The organism is Bradyrhizobium sp. SEMIA (assembly GCF_014844175.1).
In the GTDB taxonomy this organism is placed as follows: domain Bacteria; phylum Pseudomonadota; class Alphaproteobacteria; order Rhizobiales; family Xanthobacteraceae; genus Bradyrhizobium; species Bradyrhizobium arachidis.
In genome coordinates this window covers 4017011-4033508 of the sequence record NZ_CP046601.1, presented here as the reverse complement: position 1 = coordinate 4033508, position 16498 = coordinate 4017011, and the positions used below count along the sequence as shown (strand labels likewise).

At 58.9% G+C, this 16498-nt stretch carries 14 protein-coding genes and 1 pseudogene; 10 read left to right on the top strand and 5 right to left on the bottom strand.

Features of this window, described 5'->3' with window-relative positions; genetic code table 11:
• The first annotated feature begins 191 nt into the window (after positions 1-191).
• From FOM02_RS19775 to FOM02_RS19765, 3 genes and pseudogenes are all read left to right on the top strand, one after another.
• The gene (locus FOM02_RS19775; protein WP_265442040.1) at positions 192-1229 is read left to right on the top strand and encodes a hypothetical protein; all 1038 of its coding nucleotides are present in this window, start codon (positions 192-194) and stop codon (positions 1227-1229) included.
• Positions 1230-1522: 293 nt separating this feature from the next.
• Positions 1523-2005, top strand: a complete 483-nt coding sequence (locus FOM02_RS19770) for an antitoxin Xre/MbcA/ParS toxin-binding domain-containing protein (protein ID WP_265442039.1) — start codon at positions 1523-1525, stop codon at positions 2003-2005.
• A pseudogene (locus FOM02_RS19765) lies at positions 2002-2136 on the top strand (RES domain-containing protein); the annotation flags it as partial. The gene FOM02_RS19770 and the pseudogene FOM02_RS19765, both read left to right, overlap by 4 nt.
• 390 nt (positions 2137-2526) lie before the next feature.
• On the opposite strand, the gene FOM02_RS19760 reads toward FOM02_RS19765, so the two are convergent.
• A complete protein-coding gene (locus tag FOM02_RS19760; RefSeq protein WP_265442192.1) occupies positions 2527-3003 on the bottom strand; it encodes a redoxin domain-containing protein in 477 nt (158 codons plus the stop codon).
• Between the two features lie 770 nt (positions 3004-3773).
• Here FOM02_RS19760 and FOM02_RS19755 point away from each other — a divergent pair.
• Positions 3774-4190: a cupin domain-containing protein gene (locus tag FOM02_RS19755; protein ID WP_265442038.1), complete on the top strand. Its 417-nt coding sequence runs from the start codon at positions 3774-3776 to the stop codon at positions 4188-4190.
• A 500-nt stretch (positions 4191-4690) separates the two neighbouring features.
• Here the strand turns inward: FOM02_RS19755 and FOM02_RS19750 are convergent, their stop codons facing one another.
• Positions 4691-5224, bottom strand: a complete 534-nt coding sequence (locus tag FOM02_RS19750; RefSeq protein ID WP_265442037.1) for a cytochrome b — start codon at positions 5222-5224, stop codon at positions 4691-4693.
• Between the two features lie 1060 nt (positions 5225-6284).
• Between FOM02_RS19750 and FOM02_RS19745 the strand changes: the two genes are divergently transcribed.
• From FOM02_RS19745 to hemE, 6 genes are all read left to right on the top strand, one after another.
• On the top strand, positions 6285-7682 hold the full coding sequence (locus tag FOM02_RS19745) for a cbb3-type cytochrome c oxidase subunit I (RefSeq protein ID WP_265442036.1): 1398 nt from the start codon (positions 6285-6287) through the stop codon (positions 7680-7682).
• Entirely contained in the window at positions 7679-9007 is a 1329-nt protein-coding gene (locus FOM02_RS19740; protein WP_265442035.1) for a c-type cytochrome, read from the top strand. Before FOM02_RS19745 ends, FOM02_RS19740 begins: the two co-directional genes overlap by 4 nt.
• 9 nt (positions 9008-9016) lie before the next feature.
• Positions 9017-9259, top strand: a complete 243-nt coding sequence (locus FOM02_RS19735; RefSeq protein ID WP_265442034.1) for a hypothetical protein — start codon at positions 9017-9019, stop codon at positions 9257-9259.
• A complete protein-coding gene (locus tag FOM02_RS19730; RefSeq protein WP_265442033.1) occupies positions 9246-9719 on the top strand; it encodes a cytochrome C in 474 nt (157 codons plus the stop codon). Before FOM02_RS19735 ends, FOM02_RS19730 begins: the two co-directional genes overlap by 14 nt.
• 273 nt (positions 9720-9992) lie before the next feature.
• Positions 9993-10931, top strand: coding sequence for a hydroxymethylbilane synthase (gene hemC / locus FOM02_RS19725; RefSeq protein WP_265442032.1), 939 nt, complete (start codon positions 9993-9995; stop codon positions 10929-10931).
• Positions 10931-11983 (top strand): uroporphyrinogen decarboxylase, encoded by a 1053-nt coding sequence (gene hemE, locus FOM02_RS19720; RefSeq protein ID WP_322596977.1) that lies wholly within the window; start codon positions 10931-10933, stop codon positions 11981-11983. Before hemC ends, hemE begins: the two co-directional genes overlap by 1 nt.
• Positions 11984-12424: 441 nt before the next feature.
• Here the strand turns inward: hemE and FOM02_RS19715 are convergent, their stop codons facing one another.
• From FOM02_RS19715 to FOM02_RS19705, 3 genes are all read right to left on the bottom strand, one after another.
• On the bottom strand, positions 12425-12658 hold the full coding sequence (locus tag FOM02_RS19715; protein ID WP_265442191.1) for a DUF6894 family protein: 234 nt from the start codon (positions 12656-12658) through the stop codon (positions 12425-12427).
• Between the two features lie 185 nt (positions 12659-12843).
• Entirely contained in the window at positions 12844-14709 is a 1866-nt protein-coding gene (gene nhaA / locus FOM02_RS19710; RefSeq protein ID WP_265442030.1) for a Na+/H+ antiporter NhaA, read from the bottom strand.
• Positions 14710-14739: 30 nt separating this feature from the next.
• Positions 14740-15771 carry a sensor histidine kinase gene (locus tag FOM02_RS19705; protein ID WP_265442029.1) on the bottom strand — a complete coding sequence of 344 codons (1032 nt, stop codon included), beginning with the start codon at positions 15769-15771 and terminating at the stop codon, positions 14740-14742.
• Positions 15772-16498 lie beyond the last annotated feature (727 nt).

Sequence of the window (16498 nt, the reverse complement as noted above, 5' to 3'; positions counted from 1 at the left end):
ATGTCAGCCATTCATGATGCGCATGAATAACTCAAATACATTTTGACCGGCTAGCGGGTTTGGCGTCTTGCGTGCTAACCGCGCCGTTCTATCTAGGCATTACTTGCCTTCTGCGGACGCTTTGAACTACCTGCCTTCCTCGGAAGTCGTCTCGTACTCGGTTTCTCGGCCGTGACTCTGTAGGGTTAATGATGGACGCAAGTGTTGGCGAGCAAAACCGCGGGACGCATCTCGAGAAGCGATACAGCTATCTCGCTCTTGCACCGGCGGCGGCGGCCATTTGTTATCCATTTCTGCTCGATGCGTTCCATGCCATCGTCGGTACGCAAGTAGTAAGCCTGCCACCTTTCGCAGTCGCCAGCGCGACCTTTGTTTTGGTCGTTGCGTTGGTGGTGCCGTTTCTCGGGATCGCCCTTGCTTGTCGACCAACGTCCGGTCCCGGTTCAAGACGCCTCGCCTATGCGAGCGTAGTGTCGCCAACGCTCTATGTGTTTCTCGGCGTTGTGCAAGCCCTAATCAAGAGCCCTATTCCCGATGAGGTCATTTGGTGCGCAATCTGGCTCGCAATCGCGAAATGGTCGCAGTCTGCCCAACATCCAGTTAAATCAGCTGAGCCTGTGGTCGGAGGTTGGCGGAGTGTCCACGGAGTAACAGCCCTGGTCCTCAGCCTATATGTGGTGTTTCATCTCGCCAACCATCTGTTCGGCTTGATAGGTCCTGACGCCCACGCCGCAGTAATGAAGATCGGACGCATAGTTTATCGCTCTACCGTAGGTGAACCGTTGTTGGTTGCAACGATGCTTTTCCAGATCGGCACCGGCGTCCTTCTGGCGTGGCGCTGGAGCGCTTCGGCGCATAACTTCCAGAGGACCTATCAGGTAGCTTCGGGAGCCTACCTTTCAGTCTTTATTCTCGGCCACATGAATTCAGTCTTCGTCTACGCTCGAAGCTTTCTCGGCATACCCACGGATTGGAATTTCGCAATCGGAGCTCCGACCGGGCTCATTCATGACGCTTGGAACATCCGTCTACTGCCTCACTACGCGCTCGGCGTCTTCTTTGTCCTGAGCCATCTCGCTTCAGGATTAAGGGTGGTGCTGATCGCACACGGTGTTGATCAACGTGTTGCCGGTCGTCTTTGGGGTACCTGCCTCGCTATAAGCGCGGTCGTAGCGTCAGCAATCATCGCGGGAATGTCTGGAGTCAGGATCGGTGCATTCGCCTCGTGAGTTTCGTCAGCTCTGGCATACGTCTTTTGGACAAAGCATTGATTTGATCTCCTGTCGATGCTTCCAAGCGAACCATTCCTAGTGTGGCGCCGCCAAACGATGACTACGATCCGGCGACCGCTGATGAGGCAGAGGCCACTGAAGACGAGCTGGCGGCGGAGCGCGCCGTGGCCAAGGCGACGACGGTGCGCGGATTTCCGCGCCAGCGCGGCGAACGCCAGACATTGGAGGGCTATGCTTGATTAATTGCGACATGTGGCACATGCTAGGCGACACGTGACGCGAGGGCTGCCATGACTGCCGCAGCCGAGAAGCCGGCTCCAAAGGGGCCAGACAATGATCTGCAGAAGGTGGCCGATTTGCTCGGCGGGCCGCGCATCCTGTCGCGCCGGATTACAAGCGCCCTCGACGCCCACGAACTGCTGCTGGACGGACTGCCAGGCTCTGCGTTGACCTACTTCGTCAGTCACCTCATCTTCATTCAAACGGACTCGCTGGAAAAAGCCTTCGGAATGAGCCTTCGCACCTTTCAGCGACGCAAGGATGCTCCGGACAAGCCGCTCAGCCAGGAGCAAAGTGGGCGGACCTGGAAGTTTGCCGAAATCCTGGCCAAGGCCACGGACGTGTTCGGTTCGCAGGAAGAAGCAGAGCAGTGGCTCGAGCGTCCGGCCATCGGTCTTGACCAGCGTCGCCCGATCGACCTGCTTGCGACCCCGGCGGGCGTCGAGCTCGTTGAACAGTACCTCACACGCCTTGCATACGGCGTCTATGCATGACGCCTTCTGTAGAACGATTGGGAGGCGGCAAGCTCATCGCTTGGCGCCTCGATCAGGCGTGCTTTGCGTCGACCTGGGATAGTGGCGAAGGCGCATTCCAGGTCGGCGGCCGGTGGAACAGCAAAGGCCTCTCGATTTCGAGTCCTGGCCGGCGGCTATACCGTGCGTAGATTTCTGCTGACAAGGTCGAATTCGTTTCAACACCGCGCCCGCACCGATCGCGCCTCTGAAGCCGAAGGCAATTCAACACGAAAATCCGGACAACCTAATCTTATCGACAGTTCTCCCAAGTTCGGTTGGCCAGCGCCATCGCTTCCTTCACTCGCGTGACTGTGAAGACATTCGGACCGTGCTCAGCTGAAGACCGAAGCGCCGACGCAGTGCAGCCTATAAGCCATCCATCGACCCCCGAGACCGGCAGCCTAATCTCCGGCTGCTAACAACCTCGTGTCAGCAGCTTTGTTGGTCGAGACGAATGATGGTGCCCTAGGGGCCTACACCGGATGGATACCCCTCGCCTTTCAATTCTTTGCTAAAGATTTGAGGTGGCGGACAAAACTGAGCACCTCGTCGGGCATCAGACGGCCGATCGCGCGGGTCGAATAGACGGCCGTCACCACCCGACCTTCGGGGTTCAGGACGAAACCGGTCGCCTGGAGACAGACGGGATCGTCATTGACGAAGGCGCCGGTCACAGCAGAAACTGCTCGCGCGTCAGCACCGTACGCGACCGGGAAACCAATTTCGTGCTTTTCGACGAGCATCTCCGACTTTTCCTGCTCGTCTACCGATACCGAGACGACCTTGATGCCTTCACCGGCGAATCTGTCCGCCGCTCGCGCGAAAGCAGCGAGTTGAGCGTTGCAGTACGGGCACCAGGAGCCACGGTGGAATATAACCACGCCGAACCGACCTGCCAGATCGGCAGGCAAGTTGATTTTGCCGCCCCCGACGCGAGCAAAGGTTAGAGAGGGAAAAACGTCGCCGTTCTGTAGCATCACTATCGTTCTCACTTTTTGAACCGCTTGGCGCTCAAACGGCCCGCAGCTTCGTCAAGAACCGCCCGCGCATCCAAGGATCAAATCAACTCGCTGATCCGTCTCCGGAAAGCGCGCCACTTTGATGAGGTTCGTTGCCTGGCAGATCGAGCCTTCTAAATTCTCAGTGCCCACACTGCCTGTCGGCGCGGGATCGAATTCTACAACGTTGGCTTGGAGAATGATCCCAGAACGTCGGCGGCGCAAAATCGCTTATCGTCATAAAGTCAATAAACGATAGTTATTGCCGCTAGCCGCAACCCGAGCTAGATGCGACTGGCCTGTCTTGCAGAAACTCGCCGCGCCGGCAGTCGATCACCGTCCCATCCTGCGATAAACGGCCGCCTATCCACTCCGGCACTGACATCGCAGCACTTCACTGATGTCATGTGTGGCGTCGACATGACACCCCTAAGCTCCTGGTGCCTGCGGCACGTGGGCCCTCGCGCCGATAGATCAGAAAACGAGCCGCCTCTCCGCACACCGCGGACCCTCTCATCAGCAAAATGGTCGCATCGGAATGGAAACCATAACAGTCAGACATTTCCCCGTGAGATGACGTCGTCTTAACATCGTTCGAGCCAAACGCTCCACCGCGAGTTTCAGATATCATATAAAATATGCGGTCTCGCGACGGCGTCTTCCCGCGCGTTACGGCGGATAGGATAGTGATCTCCTATCTAGAATCACCATCCTTTTCCGACTTGGCGCGCAAAACAAGGACAACGCTTATGAAGATCCGCACCATCGGCGTCATCAGCGCCGCTCTAGTGTTTTCAGTGACCGGCCCTATCCGCGCCCATGATAGCCAGGCGCAAACCGTCACGAAGAACTTCGAGGCGGCTATTCCCAATATTCCTGGCAAGTCGCTGATCGCTGTGGAAGTCGATTACGCGCCAGGTGCGGCCTCTCCGCCCCACACCCATGCGAAATCCGCTTTTATTTATGCCTATGTGATCTCAGGCGCGATCGAGTCGAAGGTAAATGATAGCGGGACGCGCATCTATCGGGCTGGCGAGAGCTGGTCTGAATCTCCAGGTGCGCTCCACTCGATCAGCCGTAACGCCAGCAAGACCGAGCCGGCGAAGCTGCTCGCTGTGTTCGTCCTTGACACCAATGACAGCCTGCTCACCACGCCTAGCAACTGACGCTTCTGACGCAGTGAGACAACGACGGCCCTCAAGTAGCCAACAATAGACGAGTAAGAATGCGTTCACTCCGTTCACGCGGCTTGCATCGCATTGAACGATCTCAGCCACACTCGCTTGCACATTCAGGACAAGCCAACTGCCCACCCGGTCGAGGCTGTTCGCGGTAGCAATGGTAACCCCAGCGCAGGTCTTAACGTGCGGCGATTGCGTAAACTGCTTGCGCGACATCAGGACGAACCTCAATGCCGCTATACCTATTTGACTAATCCGCCATTCGGCGACTCAAAGTGCAGCGGCCAGCAACGGCGGTCTGAGGGCGACCTCGGCTTCCTGCAAGAGGGCACGGACTTTGACGACATCTGCCGTATTCTTATCAGTGCACCGTCTCAAGGAACTCCCGTCGGTTGAGCGGCGGCCTATGAGACTGAGTGATTCTTCACACACACATCGCCAATTTCAGAGGGAACACAGCTCTCCTCGGCACTCGGACCCGTTAATCATGCGCCGGGCATCATCGACTGAAGCACTTCATCGCGCAGATAAAAGTAGTGGAAGAGAGCCGCGGCTGTGTGCACGCCAGCAAGCCAGAGGATAGTGTTACCTAGCGTGGTATGTATTTCCATGATCAGATGACCCAGACCATGCGCCTTCGTAATCTGCGGAGCGATGTCGATTCCGGGAAGTGTGACGGGAATCCCCTCAAGCCAAGTACCAAGCACGGCCGTTGTTGGAAGCGCGATGAGGAACGCATAAAGCGCGAAGTGGACGAGCTGCGCGATTAGGGTCATCAATCGTGACATCCGCTGCTTCGCTGGCGCGCCGTCGATCAGGCGCCATATCAACCGCAACACGACGACACTGAAGACAAGAACCCCGAGCGTCTCGTGAATCCTCCGGAGCCCGTCCGCGGAGGCGGAATAGAGCGAGTAGCCATCGCCACTGCTCAGCACATAAGCGATAAGAACCAGCATGGCTGTCAGCCAATGGAATAATTGGGCACCGGCGCCGTATCGAGAAGAAGTGCTGCGCAAAGCGATTACCTCACTTTAAAGGCGCTGCGGCATTTGATTAACAGTTGGGGCGCGTTGCGAGAGAAGTGAGCAACTTTGGTTCATGACATGTCGCAAAAGCCGCTTCGGCTCGCCGATGCATTTGCCCACTCCGTCCGATGGATCACCTCTGCCTCTGAGCGGCGTCGCCTTGCAGGTGATATAGACGAGTTGGTCAGGAAGGGCCTACCTCGCCGCACAGATCGAGTTGCTTGCGCATCGAGGCGTTTCGTTGGCTTCCTGGCGCACATTGCCCGCGGCCGCGAATGCGGCCGTGACGTCGAGGACATAAAGCCTCTCTCTTCGATAGCGGCGCCCAGCGCTGGACCGAAACCTGCTGAACTCTTGACGACAATGACGCCGGTCGCCCGGATCTGTCGTTCCATCATCGAAAGCCCGGCGAGCCGACCGAATTCATCGAGAAGCAAGCGCAATCAGAGTGCCATTTTCTTGTGGCCTGAGCTAGCCAGAGACATGGATCGCATCACCGAGCTCAAACTACCGCCTTTCATAGCGCCCTTCGTTGCCTTCCACGCTGGTCACGTCTCCGTTGGCGGCATTTGAACCACGATCGTTGAAGAATGCCCCCTGCAACTGCGGCGCGTGAAATCACCTTTAGCCATAGATTCGATAGGCGATCGTTATTGCCGCCTCTGCAGTGTGGCGACGCCATACCGTGGGATGCCTGCAGGCGCATATCCAAGGGACCTGCGCTCGCGCCTTTGGACAATTCGACTTGGCTCGTTTCATGGCGTCGCTCGCTTACCCGCGTCGCCACCAAGTCGATAAACGCTGGACAACCTGGATCTCTGGAGAGAGCGGGTGGCATTCTTCGCTACGAAGCCGTTGGTCGGCGATAACGGTCGTCTATCGACTCTATGTCGAGAGGTGATTTCCTTTGGCCGCACAGCTCAGCCACAAAGAAGAGAAACTTGATGCGCCGGGTTCTCTCGATAAAGCCGGCCCGGTTGCAACGCCACTAGCATCACGCTTTTGGCGCCTCTCACGCCAACGCTCAACAACGTCGTCGAGGAGTCGGATGATGTCAGATAGCGCTGCAGCCATTCCACTTCGCGCGCTTCCTCCGGATGACCGCGTTTTGGCGCGGGTACTCGCGGCTTACGTGGCGTCGGCAACAATCTGGCTTGTATTCGCCACGGCCGTGGGGCTCCTCGTCAGCTACAAATTCGCTTACCCGGATTTCGCGACCACGCCGGGGTTGTCGTTCGGTCGGCTGCGCGCGATACACACCAGCGGAACATTTTATGCCTGGGCGAGCCAGGCGCTGATTGGGCTTGCGCTGTTCGTCGCTGCGCGCAGTTCTGGCGCAAGGCTCTACAGCGAGCGCCTTGCATGGATCAGTCTGGCGCTCCTTAATCTCGCCGCCGTACTGGGCACGGTCACGCTCGATCTCGGGCTCACCTACGGCCAGGAGTATCGGGAATGGCTGTGGTGGATTCGCGCAATCCTTGGACTCGGCTTGATCACCGCGGTCTGGAATATGATCGCCACTGTCGAGCGCCGGGATGGTGAGCATATCTATATTTCTAATTGGTATACTATCGGGGGCACGCTGTGGACGATTGTTATGGTCGTGGTGTCGATGTTGCCCTGGTATCAGTACGGCCTGGGTCAGGTCGCGGTACAGGCATTCTTCATGCATAACGCCGTCGGACTATGGTTCACGCCTTTATCGCTCGGTGTGTCGTACTATGCGCTGCCGAAGCTCCTGAATCGGCCGATCTATTCATATTCTCTCGGCGTCTTTGCATTCTGGACCAATCTCATCTTTTATCCGATCATCGGCGCTCATCATTTTGAATTCAGTCCACTACCATGGTGGCTGCAGACTACGGCCATCGTCTTCAGTGTGGCCATGCTCGTTCCAGTATTGAGTGGCTCAGCAAACTTTCTTCTCACCTTCCGGGGGACTCACGAATGGATATATCGCTCGCCAGCGGTTTTCATCCTAGTCGGCGTCTACGGCTATTTACTGGGTTCGACGCAAGGCACATTCGAGGCGTTTCGCTCGCTGCAGCAGCTTTGGCATCTGACTAATTACACGGTAGGGCACTCGCACCTCACGATGTATGGCTTCGTCACCTTCGCGATCTGGGGCGGCATCTATGCACTGTTGCCGCGCGCAACCGGGAAGTATCCCTACAATCTAGCGATGGGCATTCATTTTTGGCTGTCTGCCGTCGGTGTCGTCATCTATGTTGCGGCGCTGTCGGCCGCCGGCACCATTCAGGGGCTCGATTGGTTCCGAGGACTCACCTTCATCCAGTCGGTCGAAGATGCCGCGCCATACTGGATGTGGCGCTCCGTGGGCGGCTCCCTGATGTTCGCCGGTCATTTAGTCTTCGCTTTCAACGTCTGGACGATGACCTACGGTAGGTCCTGCGCCGAACTCGCCACAGCCAAGACGGTGTCAGCATGAACAGGACATTGGCCATTTCTGGCGGTTCAACGCTGATCTACACTGGATTAGCCGTTCTTATGGGCGTGCTGCCAGGGATCTGGCTGTCGAAGGTGCCGCCGACGCCGGGCCTTAAGCCACTAACCCCGATTGAGGCGCGGGGTCGAGACGTCTATGTCTCCGAAGGCTGCTTCTATTGCCATACCCAGCAAGTACGCCCGCTCTCCGGTGATAAGCCGTTTGGCCGCCCGTCTGCGCCGGGCGATTACGCCTACCAGACTACGGAATTGCTAGGTTCGGAGCGCACTGGTCCAGACTTGAGCAATATCGGCGCGCGGCAATCGAGTAGCATATGGCAGTACATCCATCTCTATCAACCGCGTGCAGTTGTACCACAATCGATCATGCCGGCCTTCCCCTGGCTGTTTAGGATTGTGGGCAGACTGCCACCAGGAGAGAAAGCGGTGCCGTTGCCGCCCCAGTTCTCGTCAGGCGATATCGTCATCCCCAGCGACGACGGCAAGGCGCTAGTTGCCTATCTGTTATCACTGAAGCAGCCCCCACTCGCTCCGGCACAGGCCCGCGCCGCGACTAAGAGCTCTTCGACTGGATCCCTGGGGTTTGACGCCACGAAGGGCGCTGCATTGTTCGCCGACAACTGCGCATCCTGCCATGGCGCGGAAGGCATGGGTGTGCCGGGAACGTTTCCGCCGCTTGCTGGAGATGCGGTGGTGAACGACGCCAATCCCACTGCACACATTGGCGCCGTGCTGCACGGACTTAGCGGGCGCGTGATCAACGGTCAGAGCTATGAAGCGCAAATGCCGGGGTTTGCCGATCAACTGTCTGATCAGCAGATTGCTGACATCATCGATCACGAACGATCCTCATGGGGCAATCGTGGTGCCTTAATCAGTGCGGCTGATGTCGTCGCGGCCCGTGCCAATGAACCATTGCAGAAGCAAGCAGCGACGCCGAAAGAGGCCTCACCGGTAGCGGCCCCGGCATCGACGTTCGATGCTGCGGAAGGATCGAAGCTCTTCGCCGGCAACTGCGGCGTCTGCCACGGTGCGGAGGGCAAAGGCGTTCCTGGCACATTTCCGCCACTTGCGGGCGATCCGGTCGTTAATGCCACTGATCCTGCCGAACACATCGTCACCATGCTGCGCGGCCTCAGCGGCAAGGTAATCGACGGCCAGAAGTACGAAGTGGAGATGCCGCCGTTCGCTGACCGACTCTCTGATCAGCAGATCGCCGATATCATCAATCACGAGCGCACGTCCTGGGGTAACCACGGGGCGTTGGTGACACCTGCCGAGGTCACGAAGCTCCGCAGCAAAAAATAGGAGGTGACGATGACCGATACGATTACCGCCTGGATTCTCTCGGCGCTTGGCTACCTCTGCACCTCGCCTGCGACCGCTGGTGGTGCTGGCGGTCCGAATCTCGCCGGACCACTGCTCGGCAACGTGCTAGTGGCGGGCGGAGCCGGGCTCGTGACAGTCAGTTGCATCGTGGCGGCCGTGTCGATGCTTATCGCCCCGGGCGAACGAGACCCCGATCATCCCAAATATCGCGTCCTGCATGCCGACCGTTAAAGGAATGCAGCACGTGCCCGATCCGCGCATCCGAATCTATCTCGACGAAGCGGCCGATCCAGTGACCGATCAGCGGCCGCCGGCGCAGATATCGCTCGACACAAAGAGCCTCGCCGACGGCGAGCACGCCCTGCGCATCGAAGCCCAGGACGCCACCGGCCAGGTCGGCATCCGACGCCTCCAATTCCAGGTTCGCAACGGCCCCGGGATCACAGTTAGCGGGCTTGGTGATGGGGCCCTCGTTCACGGTACGCTCCGCTTCATAGTCAACGCGTTTGGAGCCGAAGAGCCATTTGAGCCGCACCGGGCGGAATCGCCCTCGCCAATCCCTGTTTGGGTGTGGGTGCTGAGCCTCCTCATCGTTGCTTGGACCGCCTGGTATGTTGCAACGCTTTGGAACGTTCCGACGGACTACGCCAAAACGCCAACCTACTCCACGTCCATGAATCCCTTCAAATAGCGCGCCCGAGGCAACTAATGCCACGCATCATAGTCAACAAACACGGCTTCCCCGGCGTCAGGAAGCGCTCGGACTATGCTAGGCGGCGAAAGCCGTACTACGCCCGCATCAGCACTGGTTGCGAAACCTTCATTTATAGCAAGAATTTCGCGACAGCCGAAGAGGCCGCTTCGGAATATCAACGAATGAAGGCTGAAAAATCATCGCCATATCGTCCAGGGACCACCGGTCAGCATCCTACGACGAGCTACCCAACAAGTAAGAGGTTTGATCATGGAAATTCGCCTCGGCACCAGGCGAAGTGACCTGGCCCGCTGGCAAGCCAGTCACGTCGCCAATCTTATTCGCGGCGTCGAGCCGGCCGCTGAGGTAAGGATTGTTTTCACAAGTTCGGTTGGCGATAGAGATCGAAGGTCGTCCTTTCATCAGTTTGGGGGCGTCGGAGCATTCACGAAGGAGGGCGAAGACAGGCTTATGCGAAAGGAAGTTGACCTGGTCGTTCATTCTCTCAAGGATCTTCCGACTAGATTGCGGCAAGGCTTGGTATTAGCGGCTGTTCCCAAGAGAGAGGATGCTCGTGACGCCATTTGTGGCGTTACACTAGATCAGCTACGACCGGGGCTACGCGTCGGCACCGGATCAATTCGCCGCAAAGCGCAACTTCTCGCTCTATGCAGTGGTCTCGATGTTCGACCCATCCGCGGGAACGTTTCTCCAAGGCTTCGTAAGGCAAAGATCCGGGACGGAATAGACGCTACTCTATTGGCAGCGGCAGGACTGTCCCGGCTAGGGTTGCTACATGAGGCCTCACAGGTTCTAGACGCGAATGTCTTTCCGTATGCAGCCGGCCAAGGCGCTCTCGCGGCCGAAGCTCGCGAAGAAGATACGGAACTCATAGCATTGCTTCAAAAGATAGAAGATCGGAAATCGCGCACTGAAGTAGATGCAGAGCGCGCCCTGATGAGAAGCCTCGATGCGGGTTGCAGCCTACCCATCGGCGTTTCCGCCACGTGGGTCGCCGGGACACTAACGCTTCGAGGACAAGTGACTCATCCAGATGGTCAATCGAAGATTGCTGATGAATGCGTTGGTCCGGCCGATCAAGCCGAGGCAATCGGCAGACGTCTCGGGCACAAGCTTCTTCAGCAAGGTGCAGGCGAGATACTGAAGGCCGTGCATCGTATGATGGAAGTACAGGGAGTGCTTCCATAGTGGTTTACGAGCCAAGAAAGTTGCTTCTGCGTGCGCTTGCCGGCGAGCGTACGGAACGACCGCCAATCTGGCTAATGAGGCAAGCTGGCCGGTACCTGCCAGAGTATCTTGTAACGCGGGCCGCAGCCGGCGGAATGCTGGAGCTGTGCAACTCGCCGGACCACGCGGTAGAAGTCACGCTTCAGCCGATCCGGCGATTTGGATTCGATGCGGCCATTCTATTCGCGGACCTTCCGCAGATCGCCGCAGCGCTTGGCCAAGTGCTCGAATACAAGGAGGGCGATGGGCCGGTTCTGTCGCCCCCGATCCGTACGGCTGCGGATGTGGCGCGCCTTAGTCGTACTTGGTTGCACCAGAAATTGGCGCCGATCTATGAGACGGTGCGACGACTCACCGTCGCCCTCCCTCCAAACGTGGCCTTGATTGGCTACGCGGGGGCGCCCTGGACAGTGGCTACTTACATGGTTGAGGGTCGCGGCGGCGGTGCCACCGACCATGCCACTATCAAGCGATGGGCGTTGAGCGACCCAGAGGAGTTTCAGCCGCTGATCGACCTGTTGACCGAAGCCATCACTCAGTTCCTGGGACGACAGATCGAGTCGGGCGCAGAAGCTATCCAGCTATTTGAGAGCTCGGCGGGCATCCTCCCTGAACCTTTCTTCCAGCGCTGGTGCGTGCAGCCCGTAGCCGCGATCGTCAGCGCCCTTCGCGCCAAATATCCCGACACCCCGATCATTGCCTTTCCGCGCGGCGCCGGTCTGCTTTACGTTGGCTACGCCGAAGCGACCGGGGTCAATTGTGTAGGCCTGGACAGCACCGTCCCGCTCGCTTGGGCTGCCGACAGAATACAGGGCGCCCTTGGGTGCTGCGTGCAGGGCAGCCTGGACAACCAACTACTGGTGGCGGGAGGCGCAGCGATGTACGCAGAAACCGACCGCATCCTGGCGGCCTTGGGCCGGGGACCGTTCATTTTCAATCTCGGTCATGGCATTCTGAAGACCACACGCCCCGAGCATGTCCAATCCCTGGTGCGTCACATAAAGTCGCAATAGCTCGATGGCAGAGGTTGAGCTACCTGGATCCTAATCGAAATCAAATCAGTGCCGTATCGCTGCAACAATGCTCGCGCAAGCACATCGTACTTGGCCCATAATGTCCGCATCTATCAAGCGCGACGAGCAAATAACTGAACGCGATTCCCGGCGTTGGGCCACGCTTGCAACAGCTTGTGGTCGCCGGCATTGCTGATGCCAAGGCCTTCGTAGCTTTCGTCGCATCACATCGCCGAGTGAGTACGCCGCCTAAACCTCAAAGCTGGCGACCGCGTTTGTTGCCCAGCGCGCGCGAGAACTCCTCATTTTGTGTCGGCAGGTTAAATCAAATCTTGATCTAGCTGCGCTGACGCTGAAGTTAACCTTGTCAGGTTCCAGCTGCTTGCATTTCAAGTGGGACCTACGGGCCTTGGTCCGAGGGTCGCCCGGAACACGGGGACCTTAATTCGGCTCGCCGAGCACGAACGTGAAGGGCACAACGAAGAGTTCATCGCCCTGATCATCACTGACATGCAAAATCCAGTCACGCCAATCCTCGAGGCTGCGCTCTCTAGTGAGAGATTGTACGATACGGTTCGCATGATCCCGCGCATCAGCAATATCTTCCACCACTGCGCCGCGGCGATCGACGAAAACCTTCTTGGTGTTCGAACAGTGGAAATATACGTGCGTCATTTCGGCTCCTTCAAACGCGACGGTTTGCCAAGATACTTCAGCGTTGCTGGTTTCCTTGATGATGGGATGCCAGGAGATTTCGGTTAGGTGCACCCCAGGTTTCACGCGTGGTTGTGCATCGGGGGACTGCCTGGTGCCACTGGTGGGCAGGAAGAACCATCTCCCTTCCATTGTCCGGCTTGCTATTATGATTTCATGCCGAGGCTCCGCGACGCGTCTCCGATAAGCTCCCGGTGCGAAGCTCCCCAGAGCAGGACAGTCCCAACGGCGGCAGAGAGAATCGAGGCGGCGAACACAGCAATTTTTGCGGCCGAGAAGTCAGTGGCGTTTGGAAATGCCTGACCGGCGATGAAGAGCGACATCGTGAAGCCAATCCCAGCGAGGGCTCCTGCCCCGCCCAACTGCCGCCACGAGTACTCGTCCGGCTTGACGGCTAGGCCTGTGCGCACAGCCGCGGCGGCCGCGAGGAAGACGCCGAGCGGCTTTCCTAAAGCGAGACCAGCGACGATCGCGGCCATGAGCCGGCCATGGCCGACGAAGACGCCTGGGTTGATCATCATTCCCGCATTCGCCAATGCGAAGATTGGGAGGATAGCGTAGCTCGATCGCGCGCCGGCATGTCGCAGCAGCCGATCGGCGGGCGACTCAAGTCTCTCGTAGATTGCCTCGAGCGCGTGCAGAGCCGAAGTAGAGGGGCCGTTCCTAAGAACTTCACCCTCGCGCCGAGCCTCGGACGCGATGATGGTGCTCGCCTGCGTCATCAGGGCTTCTAAGTTGGCGGGCGGTCGCGTCGGAATAAACAACGCAAGTATCACCCCGGCCAACGTAGGGTGCAGGCCGCCAGCGTATACGGACGCCCAAAGCGCAACGCCCAACAGGATGTAGGGCGACAGAAAGTAGACTCCAGATCGGCTCAGCAGCACCAGCGCAACTACAACTGTGGCGGCCGCAGCAAGGTAAGCCAGATGGATCTCACCAGAGTAAAACAGAGCGACGACGACGATCGCGCCGATGTCGTCAACGATGGCCGCCGCAGTGAGGAAGATACGCAGCTCCACGGGGACGCGGGAGCCCATCACCGCAATCAAAGCAACCGCGAACGCGGTGTCGGTCGCCATCGGGACACCCCATCCGCGCGACCACGGCCCCGCTGGGATGATCAGCGCATACAGAAGCGCCGGTCCGACCATGCCGCCGAGCGCGGCCACGATCGGAAGCGCGGCCGAACGACGGCTTGCGAGATGGCCCACCGTCATCTCGCGCTTGACTTCCAATCCAACGACCAGGAAGAACACTGTTAACAGCCCGTCATTGACCCAATCGAAGATGGGCTTCCGAAAGGTTATGTTGCCCAAGCTCACGCCGAACTCGCGGCGCCAGAGCGCCTCGAAGTGCGGCCCGATGGGCGAGTTCGTCAAGATGATCGCCGCCACGGCCGCGAGGACGAGCAGAATGCCGGCTGACGGGCCCCAACTCGCAAAGTCCAAGGCAGCCGTACGAACGCGGTGACCGAGCGTGCCAAGCATCGCATCGACGAAAGAACTCTCGTCCCACGGCCCGTCGTAGCGCCGACGGTTGATGTAGAAACTTGGCGTGAATCTCACTCCGCTCGCGCGCGCGCTTGCGATGTCCGACTCCACTCTCGACCTCGCCCGCCGTACGGCTTCGCTCTCGCCAAGCGAGAGGTCCGCGTTCACTCCGAGGTCTGCGGCCACCGCGAAGAGATCGTCTTCCGTGAGCTGCGCCGATCTCGTCATAAGCTTGATGTGCGCGGACCAGAACGCTTCGGGCGTCCGAGCGAGCTCAACGATCTGTGCAGCCCAGAATGAAAGACTGTTGTTCGCGAGCGGCTTGTGACGGAACACATAGCAGATGCGGTCGCCGAGTTGATCGCGCGCCTGCGCGATGCGATCGTTGGCAGCCCTGCAGTGCGGACACGCGTAGCTGCCGTACTCGACCAGCGAGATCTCGGCGTCGGGAGGGCCGAGCACATGTTCCGTATCGTGATCGACCGGTCGATCAAGTCGGCCTGACGGAAATATGAGCTTCATCGCTGCGCGGTCCCGAGTGTTCGCGCCTGGCTACGACCTTGGCGCGGCCGTCGCGGTGTTGAAGATTTGGAATACGCCACCACCGGTTGACGGCGTGTATGAAGTCCTTGTTTCGACGACGCTGCAGGAGAGCCCAGTAGGCTGCACGCGCGGCAGGAAGAGGCGCACCACCGTTCCGGCACCGGGCTCGCTCTCTATCCAGACCGCGCCACCTTGTCTCTCAGCGAAGTGCCGGACCTGGGGGAGTCCGAGTCCGGTCCCGCTACCTTTGAGCTTTGTCGTGAAGTATGGGTTGAAGGCCTGCGAAAGGACATTCTCGGGCATGCCCTCTCCACGGTCGGCGACGACAATCGCGACAAACTCTCCCGCAGTTACGGTGGAAGCCTCGATGTTCCGCGCCACGATAGTAATCACGCCGCCGGTTGGCATTGCATCGGCCGAGTTTCGGCAGAGATTGAGCAAGGCGAAGTACAGCTCTTCCGCGTCGGCATTGAAGGTCCATAACGCAGGGACGATTTCCGTGCGGACGGAAACGTCTGGACGCAGCACCCCGTCAAGCGTTCCCGCTATCAATGCGAGCTGACTGCCTGTTATACCATTGGACTTGGGGCGCGGCCTCGCTGCGTCAAGGAGCTGCCGGCTAAGCGACGCGCTTCGTGTGATCGCATGCTGCATTTTATCAACGATGGCCCTCCGGTACGCAGCATCGCTCTGACGCTCGATTTCCCGCAAACCGCTCCCGATGACGGTGAGAAGGTTATTGATGTCGTGAACGAACTGCCTCACGTCCGCTATCGTCTCCGCCATTGTCCCCCCGACCGCGCCTCGCGCCTCGCACGGCGGATCGGTATGGCGCAAAATCCCCGATAGCTCGCCGTCGGACCCGACGACTTGGATTTCCACACATCTAAACGAGCGGCCGCCACCATCATCGTGCACGCAGCTCATCCTTCTGACCGCACGCTCCACTCCAACCGCAGCACCGTTCCCGTCCACGAGCACGACCACGTCCTCTAACGGCGGGCCCTCGACGCGGCCGGGGATTGTCTCGCCGATATGCATTTCGGGATCTCCTGGCATCGGATCGTTCGAGGTAACGTCGGCAACTCCGGCCGCCGCCGCGGACGGGCGACGATGCATCAACATTGGGCCAACGACGGTCGAAACCAAAATCACCTCTCGCCATAAAGTCGATAGCCGACTGTTATCGGAATAGCTCAGAAGTGTGCGGCGTGCTGCGGGCGCCAGCTGCACCTAGTCGCCTCGGTCCAGTAGAACTCTTCGCGACCAAGAACGGGTGTTCACGCGACGATCCTTTGCCCTGGTTCCAAGCCTCAGCAATAGCAATGGTGCCGTGGGCGTCCCGTTAGCCAAAAAGCGCCCGCCCGTTCCGCTGCGGTCGGAAGCGCGATTGCCAGTGCGGCAGAGCATTTGCGGCGAGCTGCCCTTACTTTGCGGCTCCCCACTCGCACGGATATCCGGACGCCGATGACATCGGGCGAAGCAGCAGTCCGACCGCGTTCAGGCACCAATGCCAATGCGCGCGACAAACTTCCTCGACTAGCGGCACCATCGCGCTGCGCTCCCTTGGGCCCTAGCGGTCCGCCAATAATGGCCGTCTATCGACTTCATGGCGAGAGGTGATTTCACTGGCCCGCGCTGCAATGTCATTCTCTCGCAGAGTTCCACTCTTATAGGATGTGCCATGAACGCTCGACTTCGCATTTGCGCGTCTGCGCTCGCACTTGTGATTCCGATCGCAATTGCCGCGTCGTCCAAATCATCAGCC

Coding starts and splice junctions, on each gene's coding strand:
- nhaA (WP_265442030.1), bottom strand. CDS start 14,709: ATGAAGCTCATATTTCCGTCAGGCCGACTTGATCGACCGGTCGATCAC.
- FOM02_RS19730 (WP_265442033.1), top strand. CDS start 9,246: ATGCCGACCGTTAAAGGAATGCAGCACGTGCCCGATCCGCGCATCCGA.
- FOM02_RS19755 (WP_265442038.1), top strand. CDS start 3,774: ATGAAGATCCGCACCATCGGCGTCATCAGCGCCGCTCTAGTGTTTTCA.
- FOM02_RS19705 (WP_265442029.1), bottom strand. CDS start 15,771: ATGCATATCGGCGAGACAATCCCCGGCCGCGTCGAGGGCCCGCCGTTA.
- FOM02_RS19745 (WP_265442036.1), top strand. CDS start 6,285: ATGTCAGATAGCGCTGCAGCCATTCCACTTCGCGCGCTTCCTCCGGAT.
- FOM02_RS19715 (WP_265442191.1), bottom strand. CDS start 12,658: ATGACGCACGTATATTTCCACTGTTCGAACACCAAGAAGGTTTTCGTC.
- hemC (WP_265442032.1), top strand. CDS start 9,993: ATGGAAATTCGCCTCGGCACCAGGCGAAGTGACCTGGCCCGCTGGCAA.
- FOM02_RS19760 (WP_265442192.1), bottom strand. CDS start 3,003: ATGCTACAGAACGGCGACGTTTTTCCCTCTCTAACCTTTGCTCGCGTC.
- FOM02_RS19775 (WP_265442040.1), top strand. CDS start 192: ATGGACGCAAGTGTTGGCGAGCAAAACCGCGGGACGCATCTCGAGAAG.
- FOM02_RS19770 (WP_265442039.1), top strand. CDS start 1,523: ATGACTGCCGCAGCCGAGAAGCCGGCTCCAAAGGGGCCAGACAATGAT.
- FOM02_RS19740 (WP_265442035.1), top strand. CDS start 7,679: ATGAACAGGACATTGGCCATTTCTGGCGGTTCAACGCTGATCTACACT.
- FOM02_RS19735 (WP_265442034.1), top strand. CDS start 9,017: ATGACCGATACGATTACCGCCTGGATTCTCTCGGCGCTTGGCTACCTC.